8 protein-coding genes are annotated in these 10,692 nt (G+C 25.3%); 5 read left to right on the top strand and 3 right to left on the bottom strand.

What is annotated here, in order from left to right; translation table 11 throughout:
* Nucleotides 1-125: 125 nt before the first annotated feature.
* Nucleotides 126-971: a hypothetical protein gene (locus RWY47_RS11410; protein ID WP_224171134.1), complete on the bottom strand. Its 846-nt coding sequence runs from the start codon at nucleotides 969-971 to the stop codon at nucleotides 126-128.
* 344 nt (nucleotides 972-1,315) lie between these two features.
* On the opposite strand from RWY47_RS11410, the gene RWY47_RS11405 reads away from it, so the two are divergent.
* On the top strand, nucleotides 1,316-2,269 hold the full coding sequence (locus RWY47_RS11405; protein ID WP_224171135.1) for an HNH endonuclease: 954 nt from the start codon (nucleotides 1,316-1,318) through the stop codon (nucleotides 2,267-2,269).
* A 158-nt stretch (nucleotides 2,270-2,427) separates the two neighbouring features.
* Nucleotides 2,428-3,651, top strand: a complete 1,224-nt coding sequence (locus RWY47_RS11400) for a hypothetical protein (RefSeq protein WP_224171136.1) — start codon at nucleotides 2,428-2,430, stop codon at nucleotides 3,649-3,651.
* 706 nt (nucleotides 3,652-4,357) lie between these two features.
* On the opposite strand, the gene RWY47_RS11395 is transcribed toward RWY47_RS11400, so the two are convergent.
* On the bottom strand, nucleotides 4,358-5,935 hold the full coding sequence (locus RWY47_RS11395) for a recombinase family protein (protein ID WP_224171093.1): 1,578 nt from the start codon (nucleotides 5,933-5,935) through the stop codon (nucleotides 4,358-4,360).
* A 209-nt stretch (nucleotides 5,936-6,144) separates the two neighbouring features.
* Between RWY47_RS11395 and RWY47_RS11390 the strand changes: the two genes are divergently transcribed.
* The 3 genes from RWY47_RS11390 to RWY47_RS11380 all read left to right on the top strand — a co-directional run bounded on the left by RWY47_RS11390 (nucleotide 6,145) and on the right by RWY47_RS11380 (nucleotide 10,330).
* Nucleotides 6,145-7,242, top strand: a complete 1,098-nt coding sequence (locus RWY47_RS11390; RefSeq protein ID WP_316030334.1) for an AAA family ATPase — start codon at nucleotides 6,145-6,147, stop codon at nucleotides 7,240-7,242.
* Nucleotides 7,239-9,563 (top strand): S8 family peptidase, encoded by a 2,325-nt coding sequence (locus tag RWY47_RS11385; protein ID WP_224171095.1) that lies wholly within the window; start codon nucleotides 7,239-7,241, stop codon nucleotides 9,561-9,563. The genes RWY47_RS11390 and RWY47_RS11385 overlap by 4 nt, the downstream gene beginning before the upstream one ends.
* Before the next feature lie 83 nt (nucleotides 9,564-9,646).
* Nucleotides 9,647-10,330, top strand: coding sequence for a hypothetical protein (locus RWY47_RS11380; protein ID WP_224171096.1), 684 nt, complete (start codon nucleotides 9,647-9,649; stop codon nucleotides 10,328-10,330).
* A 23-nt stretch (nucleotides 10,331-10,353) separates the two neighbouring features.
* Here the strand turns inward: RWY47_RS11380 and RWY47_RS11375 are convergent, their stop codons facing one another.
* On the bottom strand, nucleotides 10,354-10,518 hold the full coding sequence (locus RWY47_RS11375; protein ID WP_224171097.1) for a hypothetical protein: 165 nt from the start codon (nucleotides 10,516-10,518) through the stop codon (nucleotides 10,354-10,356).
* Between the last annotated feature and the right edge of the window lie 174 nt (nucleotides 10,519-10,692).

Here is a 10,692-nt window from a genome sequence, read left to right as displayed (position 1 = left end):
ATATAAGTTAAAGGTAATCTTTAAGGCATAAAAAGTATAAGTTTTATGCAATAGCAAACTATATAAAAAATAACTAAATCAGTCAATGTCGGGACATCCTAACCTAGCTATTTTTTATTAAACATCTATTCATTTGCTGATTTCAACTTATAAAATGTGATTATAATGCTACAATAATACTGCATCATCCAATCATACCAAATTTCTTTTTCGTAATCTGTGCGTTGTTTTTTATCATTATGTCTAATATTAAATCCATTAACTATCTCAAAAATTAGTTTATCATGATTATTTTTATTTACTTCGTACTTTTTGTTTAATATATCCTTTAATTCATTACGTAATGGTTCTAATATATCAGCAAGAATATTAATTGCTTTCTTTTTAGTCTCCATATTTGAATCAAACCTATAATATAATTTTACAGCTGTCCTCATTTTAGTCATTACATCTTCATTAAGGTAATTTACTAAATCTTCTGTTAGCATATTAATTAAAGGTTCATCTGATCCTTTGATAATAGTTCCACTATTAGTTTCTAAAAAATATCCACCATCATAAAATTTTAAAATATTATTTATCTCAATTGCAAATTCTTTTCTTATATCTTCTACATCTAAACATCCTTTCTCATTATTATATACAGCTATCTTATCATATAAAATTTCTATTACAGTAAATAATTCTTCTTCAGAATAATCTTCATAGTGTTCATAAATGGGATAAATATCTTCACTATTTAAGTGATTCATAAAAAATATCTCTGCAGATGAACCAAATAAAGGAGATACAAGTTGGTAATCATCTTCCCAGGGGTGATCACCCTTTCTCCAAACTCCATTTTCAGCAACATCAAACCCATTTTTATTTTTAAAAAACCTATATACATATAAAAATAAATCTTTTAATTTATCAAAAGTAATTTCTAAATTGCTATCTAGTAAATTTTTACGTTCAGCATAATATTTCATAAATATCTCCCTCATAATTTATTTATCTTCAATAATGATATTGTTACATTATAACAATATCATAGATTATGTGTTGAATATTGTTGAATATTGTAAATCAATTGTAAAATTTTAGAATATAGTTATTTTTTTATAGTTTACTTTCTTATTATAAAAATTCTAATATACATTATATAAAAATATAAAAATTTATAAAAAATTAAGATTATGTATAGGTTATATAGTAAAGTTCGCTTACTAATTAAAAATAGATAATTTTGTCTTATATTATGAATTTAAATTAAGTAAAATAATTGAATGAAAGATTACACATGTATATAATGGATATAAAAGGAAGTGAATTTATGGATTTAATTAACTTGTACTCGCTTAAAGAATATAAAATAAATGAGAATAGCAAGAAAATTTTTATTGGAAAAATTGGAGAAAATGAAAATAGAACATGTAGGTTTTGTAATAAATCTAAGGATGATGGAGCTACTTTTAAAAAGAAAGCTCATGCTATTCCACAACTAACAGGAAATAATAGAATCTTTTCTAATGAAGAATGTGATAAATGTAATGAAAAGTTTGGATATTTAGAAAATGACCTAGGGATGTACTTATTGCCTATAAGAGCTATTTATGATATTTCAGGAAAAAGAAAAAACAAATGTAAAAACGGAAGCCTAGATATATTAAATGAGAATAAGCAATTAATACTGAAAGATATAATTGGAGAAGACGGTAAATCTGAATATACAAATTTTAAAAAAAATAGCAATGAAATGGTAATTAAGATAAAAAGAAGTGGGTTTAGAAAAAGTAATGTTTTTAAGTCAATGGTAAAAATGGCATTATCAATTATTCCTACAAGTGTCTTTAATAGATTAGAAATTTATAAAGGTTTATTAGATAGCAAGTTTGATACTATTCCTAATATGCTAATAAAAGAGACCTTTATACCAGGAATGAATAAAAATAATAAGCTTGTAATTAGATATGGAGTACTAAAAGATAAAATATTAAACGTAAATGGAGAACTACCCCTAGTTATTTTTACAATAAGATTGTGTGGATATCAATATTGCATAAATTTATATGAAAAAAATTTTGCAGCATACAAATATATTAGAATAGATATATCACCTGAACTTGATTTTTTTCATTATAAAAATAGATTAAAACATATAAGTTATGGATGGGAAAAATTTGAAAATAACACTATAGAAGAAAATAAATATATGTATATGAATATGGAATATGAAGAAAAAAAGATTATTAGTAATCCAAGTAATATAGATATTAACAAATTTTAAGAAAGTATTAATAAACACAGATTTTTTTACATTATTTTAAAAAAATTTATAGGGTTTATATATTTACAATAAAATACGTTAATTAGTAAATATTCAAAACATAGTAAACCCATTTATAATTAAAGTTAACTATGTAATTAAAAATTAGGGGTGAGATTATGAATAATAAGAAATTTTGTTTTTACTTTGATGAATCATATCATGATCGAAAAATATGTCTAAACAAGAAAGGGAAATTAAATATATTTGATAAAGAAAGAAGTGATACTTTTGTAGGTGCTTTTGTTGGAGTAGAAAATTATAATATTAAAGATTTTGAAAAAAAATTTTTAGAATTTGAAGATAAATATAAAAAATTTTATGGAATTTCAGACCAAGAGGAACTAAAAGGTACAACAATAGCAAAGAAAAATTTTAAATCAGGTATAGCAACCTTAAACACTAATGCAGTCAAGTTTTATTTAGATTTTTTCGATATATTAATAGAATATAAATGTATATTTCAATTAAACTTGTTCAGCAAAATTGAAGCATTAGTAGTGGAAACTTTAAAAAATGAAATAGAAAAAATAAGTAAAATATGTAATTATGAAAAATTTATATACTCTATTACTAAGTTTATTTTTAATTATAAAGATTTAGGCATAGCAGAAAAATTTTTTGAATATTCAAATGAACTATCAAGAAGTGATATTATTTGTGAAATACGCGATGGTTTAAATTTAGTGTTAAGGAAGATAGATTGTATAAAAAGAAAAGAAGTAGAAAAAAGTGCATTGAAAGAGCTAATAGGTATACTAGATTATTTAGATGTTAAACTTAATTTAGATGAAAAAATAAAATGGAACTATGATACTATTTTTTATGGTTTTGACTTGCTTCTAAAAGATATGAATATATCTCCTTTTGAGGTAGAGGTTAAACTAGATAAAGAAGATAATATTTTAGCATCTGCACAAAAAAATAATAAGTACTGTGAGTTAGGAAGTTATGACTCAAAAGACGTTATAGGAATACGATGTGCGGATATTTTATCAAATTTTTTTGGTAGACTTATATATTCAATTCAAACTGAATTATCAGAAAATGATTTGATTGACATAAAAAAAGAATTAAAATTAATTGATAAGAAATGGTTTAATTTGAATGAAGAACAATTTTTATTAGTAAAAAAAATTGGAAAACTGTTTGGACACCAAAAATATTATTCAACCTATACAAGTATATATTTTGATTATCCATTTACAATATTTAACTACATTTATTATATTAACGAATATGATACTTTTAAAGAATTTAAAATGCTCGGAATGGTTGAACATAAAAAAGAAGGAAATGAATATATAGTGTTTAATCATAGAGATGAGCTTTTATCGCTATAAAAATAGAATTTTAAATTAAAACTAAAAAATATAAAATTTTGAAAATTCACTTTAGGAAAAAATTGATATAAATAATTTTATTATATATAATGTGGAGGAGTATTATGGAACAAGATATTATGATAAACTATTTTAAATATTTATTAAAAATACTAAAAAAAGTACGAAAATTTGTAAATATAGCGATATAGTATCTACAAAAAAAGGTGTAATTTCAAATAGGAAGTATGAACATATAGAGTGCTTGAAAGATAAAAAAGTATTATATTATTTTAAACATAATTTAGATGGAATAATATATATAGGTGAATGCCATACTACAAATAAAAAATGGAGTGGGATTAATAGGCTAAAACAACATTTTCAACCAAGTCAAAAAAGCGGACTATTGTGAAGAGTTATTAATAAAGAAAAAAAGAGTGAGTATTATGCAATTGAGTACTTAAAGTATGTAGAACTTTATTATATAGACTTAACAAATAAGAATGAAAATTTTATAAAGACGATAGAAGCTGTTTGTATAAATTGCTACAATCCTGATTACAATAAAATAGACTAGATTAATTTCTAGTCTATTTTATATTTACAATATGATAAAGTATTATAAGATGTATAACTTACATTTATAAAAGTTATACTTTGATATATATAGCTTCTGCTATATGGAAAAAAGTTCCTAAATTTCCAAATATCAGAAGCTATATCTTTAATTACGATTTGAATTTATGCCTATAAGATTTACTTTTATGGTTTCTTCATCTGAATCCCAATACATACTATCAACTATTGTAGATAGTAGTAATCTTTTTTTATTTATATCAGATGTATCAATTTCTTTATTAAACTTATCTATATTATCAATAAGCATATTTATATCAATATCAAGTTTTTTATTTTCTAAAGATAGAGTATCTAAAGAATTAAGTTTTGATTTTAATTCAGATAATTCATTATTTAAATCTTCTAACTTACGAATTATAAATGTAGAGGCAGAGCTATCTGTTACTTTAGCTAATTGCATAACTAAATTATCAATATAAGTTTCTTTTTCTTTTATTTGATTTTTTATAGAATTTATCTGAGCTTTAATATCTTTACTATCTTTTGTGTTTTCTAATTGAGCATTTTTATAATTTGATATGACTGATTCAACACTTTTATTCTTAAGCTCTTCTATAACTTTAGACTCAGCTTTATCAGATCTAATATTACGGCAATCACAAGCTGATACACCTAAAGATTTTTTAGTTCCACATATGTAATAATAAATAGTTCCTTTTTTTGAATTTTTATAAGTTATCCTCATATTAGATCCACACCTAGAACATTTTAATAAACCTGATAGTAGAGCTTTAGAACCAGTACCAGCTCTAGGAGCTTTAGATTTATTAGCATTAAGTAAATTTTGCACCTCAATCCATTTATCTGCATCTATAACACCTTCATGTTTAGCAACTGCAGCTATAGGATTATCTGTATTTTTAGCATAAGTTAAAATTCCATGAGTATCATCTACATCGCCAATAACTTCCATGTCTATACTTTTTAAATAATCAATAACATTTTTATTAGCCTTAACATATGCTGGATTTTTTAAAATAAGAGATAAAGCACTTGGATCTAGATTTCCACCACGAGTACCTTTAATTCCGTTTTCATACATATATTTATATAATTTGCTAAGCGATCTAAGCTCAAGATATTTATTAAATATAATTTTTACTATTTCCATTGTGTCTTTATCTATTTGTAATTTGTACATTTTCTTTTGATTCATACCATCATCATAGTAATTAATTTGAGTACTATTGAATCCATATGGTGGCATACCTCCTAGCCATCTACCAGTTTTGGCTAGTTCATACATGTTATCTCTTATACGTTCTGCTATAGTTTCCCTTTCAAGTTGTGCGAAGACAGAAGATATGTACATCATAGCACGACCCATAGGGGTACTAGTATCAAATTGTTCCTTAATTGATACAAAGGATATATTGAGTTTATTTAAATCTTCTATAAGGGTAGAGAAGTCAGAAACATTACGAGATATTCTGTCTAGTCTGTAGCATATAAGGTAATCAAATTTTTTACTTCTTGCATCTTTAAGCATTTCTTTAAATTTAGGTCTATCAGTAGATTTACCAGAGAAGCCTTCATCTTCGTAGACTAAAAATTCATTAATTCCTAGATTTTTAGCATAGTCCATACAAAGTTGTATTTGATTTTCTATAGATTCACCTTTTCCTGTAAATTTTGATTTTCTAGAATATATTGCAGCTATCATAGCATCACCTCGTTTAGTAAATTATAACATTCTAACAATATAAAATACATTCTAAGATACTAAAATTTAATATATAGACAAAAATAAATGTGTGTACTATAATAAATGATATGTAAAAAAAATAATACAAAAAGTGGTATAAGTATTGAAAATAGAGGTTAAGTTATATATTACAATATGAATATGAAAGGTAATGGTGTAAAATGAAATTGGAGGAATATATACCACGTTTAGTGAGAGCAGGTTTAGACAATGACTCTAGAACTATAAGAGCTTTATCAACTAAAATAATAAAAAATATAAAGTCAGAAGACCCTAAAATAGCAAATGAAATATCTGAGGCGTTAACATTCCATGGAGCTGGATTATCAACATCTAGATCAATAGGATATTCATCACCTCCACAAGATGTGGAATCAAGATTTGACTTATTAGATGTACAAGAACCAATAAATATTGAAAAGCCAATATTTGAAAAGTCAGTGGATGAAAAAATAAATTTGATTATTGATGAAAGAAAACAGATTAATAAACTTATTTCAGCTGGATTAAGTCCTACTTCATCAATACTTTTATATGGAGATCCAGGTGTAGGTAAAACTTTATTAGCAAAATATTTATCAAGTGTTTTTCAATTAAAGTTTGCTTCATTAGATATGGCAGGGGCTGTTTCGAGTTATTTGGGAAAAACTGGACAAAATCTAAAGAAAGTTATTACTTATGCAAAAGAAGAACCTACATTACTATTACTTGATGAATTTGATGCAATTGCAAAAAGAAGAGATGATTCAAGTGATTTAGGAGAGCTGAAAAGAGTTGTAAATGTATTATTAAAAGAGTTGGAAGAATGGCCGAGTCACTCAATACTAGTTGCAGCAACTAATCATCCAGAGTTACTGGATAAAGCTATATGGAGAAGGTTTGATATATCGCTAGATATTCCGCTTCCAGACGAACATGCTAGAGGACAAATATTCGATGAGGCATTTAAGGATGAATTATATTATAAAAAAGTAAAAAAATTAAACTTAGTGTGTGCAGAATTAACGGAAGGGATGTCTCCGGCAGAAATTTTTAAGATATGTGATAGGGTAAAAAAACAAGTTTTAATGTATGAAAGAGATGTAAATAAAACATTGATTATAGAAATTGCAAATTCAAGCAACTTTAAAGATATAGAGTTTAATACTAAGTTTTGCAAAGTTGCAAGAGATGAAATAGGTATGACATATAGAGAGATGTCTACCATACTAGACAAAAGTGTGTCTGCAGTTCAAAATTATATAAAAAGGGGAAGTAAGGAATGAAGAATGACAAAAGAAGACCATTACTTATAAGAGGGGAAGAGTATATAACTCCTTATAAAAAAGATAATAAAATTCCTAAGAAGGATACAAGACCATCTTTTGATGATGCAAGAACTAGAATTTCAAATGAAATTAATAATATAATAAAAGAAATCGATAGCACTCCAAAAGAGTTTGTATTAGATGAATTTATTATAAATATAAAAATGAATGTTGATTACTCAGCAAAATCATACTACCCTTCAGCTTTGATATCGACCATTGAAGCTAAATCTGTAGGTAGTAAAAAATGGACAAAAGAAATTGAATATAAAAAAAATAAGAAAATAAGTAAAAAAAATAAAATAGGTAGTGAGATATTTTTAAAGTTAAATAAAAATAAATTAAATGAGTTAAAGATTATGCTAGATCAAGGATCAGATGGTTTTACTAAAGGGGCAATTGATAATATAAGGAGTATAGATAAATTATATTACGATACTCATTCTGATATAATAAGTAAATTTTCATCAGAATGGAAAAAAGGTCGAGTTGAGTTAGTATTACATCCATTTGATGAAGATACAAATACTGTAAAAGAAAAATTACTCAATCTAATTAAGGAGTATGGGGGTGATGTATCTAAGGTAAAGTTTAAAACATATAAATCAGGGGTTACATTTGTAAGTGCATTGCTTACGAAAAAAACTTTAGAAAGAATAATTAGATACAATCCAATAAGAACGGCTCATCCAATTATTCTCAAGGAATTACCTCAAATTAGATCTTTAAATATTGAGAAAAATTTACCTGATTTGCCAACAGAAAACTCAGAATCAGATATAAAAGTTGGGGTATTTGATGGTGGTATAGATTCGGATAATCCATACCTAAAGCCATTTGCTAAAGAATATAACCCTATTAAAACTAGTAAGGATGTAGGGTTTTTGTCACATGGAACAGGTGTCGTAGGAAGTATATTGTATGGAGATTTGTCAAATCACAGATTAGATAAATCTTTACCTATTCCCATAGTTAATGTAGAAAGCTTTAGAGTATTTCCATTAAGTGATGAAATGGATATGGATCTATATGAAGTTATTGATATAATTGAAGATATTGTACCAAAGAGGCCAGATATACAAGTATACAATCTCTCTATAGGACCGTATGGAGCAATTGATGATGATAATATAAGTAGATTTACATATGCAATTGATGAACTATCAAAATGTGGAGATAAATTATTTGTTGTAGCAGTAGGAAATGATGGAGATTTAGAATCCGATTTAGCGAGAGTTCAAGCTCCATCAGATTCAGTAAATGGAATAGGAGTAGGATCTTATTCGAATTCGTCTAGGGGAGAGATTATTAGGGCAAACTATAGCTGTTATGGAGATGGGAGAGAGGGATGCAAAATCAAGCCAGATTTACTAGAATTTGGAGGCAGTGAAGAGAATCCGTTTGAGATTATATCTATTGATGGATTAAATAAAAATTTTACTGCAGGAACTAGTTTTTCATCTCCTCTTATAGCAGCTAAAGCTGCTGAAATTATAGGTAGATTTAATTTAGCAAATCCTCTATTAGCGAGAACTCTTTTGATTCATACAGCAGATCACCCTAATAAGAAAGCAGATAAATACATGGGGCATGGAATTGCTAAAAATAATACGGACGATATATTACTATGTTCCGCAAATAGTATCACTACTATATATCAAAGCAGATTAAGACCTACTCAATCAATAAAATTACCAATACCATTTTTAAATGATTTAGATTATGACGGTAAAGTAGAAATAAAATGGACAATTGCTATAGCAACCGAAGTAGATGCTAGAAATACTGAAGATTATACGTTAACTTGTATAGAGGACACTTTTTATCCTAATGCAAATAAATATAAGTTAACAAAACAACAAGAAGGAAAGAATCCTAAAACTAAGTCTGTGGATATTTCAAAAGATGTAGAATTAATAAATGAATATCAAAGTTTAGGATGGAAATTATCAAAAAATCCTAATACTTATTCAGCATTTAGCAATGCTTATAAGACAGAAGAACAAAGAAAGCAAAATTTTAAATGGGATACAGTGGTTAAAAGAAAAACAAAAAAAATGATGTTTAATAGTTTAAAAGAACCATATCTGATACTTCATGCAATGAGTAGACATAGCTGTGAATCAGAATTTGTAAACTTTGCAGTTACTGTAACTATTAACTATTTAGATATAGAAAAAAAACAAGTAAAAGAAGATATATATGATTTAACTTTAAAATCATATAATAAATTGGATATAGCTAATATAAGAGCGATAAATGAGATATTAATAAAGTAATTACAAAATTAATATAAACATAAATCATAAATAATATACTATTTATGATTTATGTTTAATAAAAAAATTTATAGGAGATAAATATGGAAACTATATTTAGTGCGGTTATATTTTCAATACCGGGATTTTTTGCAGAGATATTAGAAGATAGGCTTTTTGGGAAAATAAAAAAGGAAAAATCAGATTTCGAAAAAACTATTTCTGCCATAGTGTATAGTTCATTTATAATAGTATTAAATTTAATTATAATGAAATTATTATTCAATATAGATATAAATACATTTTCTGAATTACCTAAGAAGTTAAATGACATAAGATTTTTTGTAAAATATATAATATTAACTTTTTTTGGATGTATTTTATTTATTTTTATAAAAAAATATATTTGGGATAATTTAGTTAGGATAAGCATAAACCAATGGAGAACTTGGAGGAATCTACCACAAGAAACTAAATTCTCTACTATTTGGGAAGAGGTATTTGAAAATTCGAAACAACCTGTTATTAATAAGGTTATATCTATAGAAAAAGATGGGGATTTTATAACTTGTGGTGTATTATCAAGATATTCTGCTCAAAATGGAAAGAAAAAGGAATTTTTATTAATAGAAACTGCAGAAACTGCTAATTATATTAAATCAGATAAAGATTTAAGTTTGGAAGAAAAATTATTATATAAAATAGATATGGAATATTATGATCAAGAGTCAGGACATTTAATAAAGTTTTATAATACTGATAAATTATATAAATACCTAGAAGAGTAGACTTCTAGGTATTTTCATTATAATTACTTATTTGGTTTAGGTGGCAACTTACTTGCTAAGGACGGTCTATCATTAGTTACAGCTATTTTAGTCCCCTCATTTAAAATTTCCCCACGTATACATTTCTCGCTATTAGTTTTAGTTTCAGTTTTTTTGCTATTAATAAACTTGTTATGATATATTGACATTTTAAAAACCTTTCTATAAAATTTTTTTATTTAATATCACTTATTTATTTTTTATAAAAAATTGATATTAATATCTAGCAAATTATAAATATTAAATTTAGAATTAAAAAAATTAATGTAATAATATATGTACTAAAAATTTATGAAAGTTAACTAATATAATATATTTTACAT

The sequence above is a fragment of the Paraclostridium sp. MRS3W1 genome (assembly GCF_032465715.1).
GTDB lineage: Bacteria > Bacillota > Clostridia > Peptostreptococcales > Peptostreptococcaceae > Paraclostridium > Paraclostridium dentum.
Note: the sequence above shows the minus strand (reverse complement) of the source record. Positions and strands in the feature narration are given on the sequence as shown.

What these genes read in the sequence shown, in the direction of transcription:
- RWY47_RS11375 (WP_224171097.1), bottom strand. Translation starts at nt 10,518, where the DNA reads ATGTCAATATATCATAACAAGTTTATTAATAGCAAAAAAACTGAAACT.
- RWY47_RS11385 (WP_224171095.1), top strand. Translation starts at nt 7,239, where the DNA reads ATGAAGAATGACAAAAGAAGACCATTACTTATAAGAGGGGAAGAGTAT.
- RWY47_RS11405 (WP_224171135.1), top strand. Translation starts at nt 1,316, where the DNA reads ATGGATTTAATTAACTTGTACTCGCTTAAAGAATATAAAATAAATGAG.
- RWY47_RS11380 (WP_224171096.1), top strand. Translation starts at nt 9,647, where the DNA reads ATGGAAACTATATTTAGTGCGGTTATATTTTCAATACCGGGATTTTTT.
- RWY47_RS11400 (WP_224171136.1), top strand. Translation starts at nt 2,428, where the DNA reads ATGAATAATAAGAAATTTTGTTTTTACTTTGATGAATCATATCATGAT.
- RWY47_RS11395 (WP_224171093.1), bottom strand. Translation starts at nt 5,935, where the DNA reads ATGATAGCTGCAATATATTCTAGAAAATCAAAATTTACAGGAAAAGGT.
- RWY47_RS11410 (WP_224171134.1), bottom strand. Translation starts at nt 971, where the DNA reads ATGAAATATTATGCTGAACGTAAAAATTTACTAGATAGCAATTTAGAA.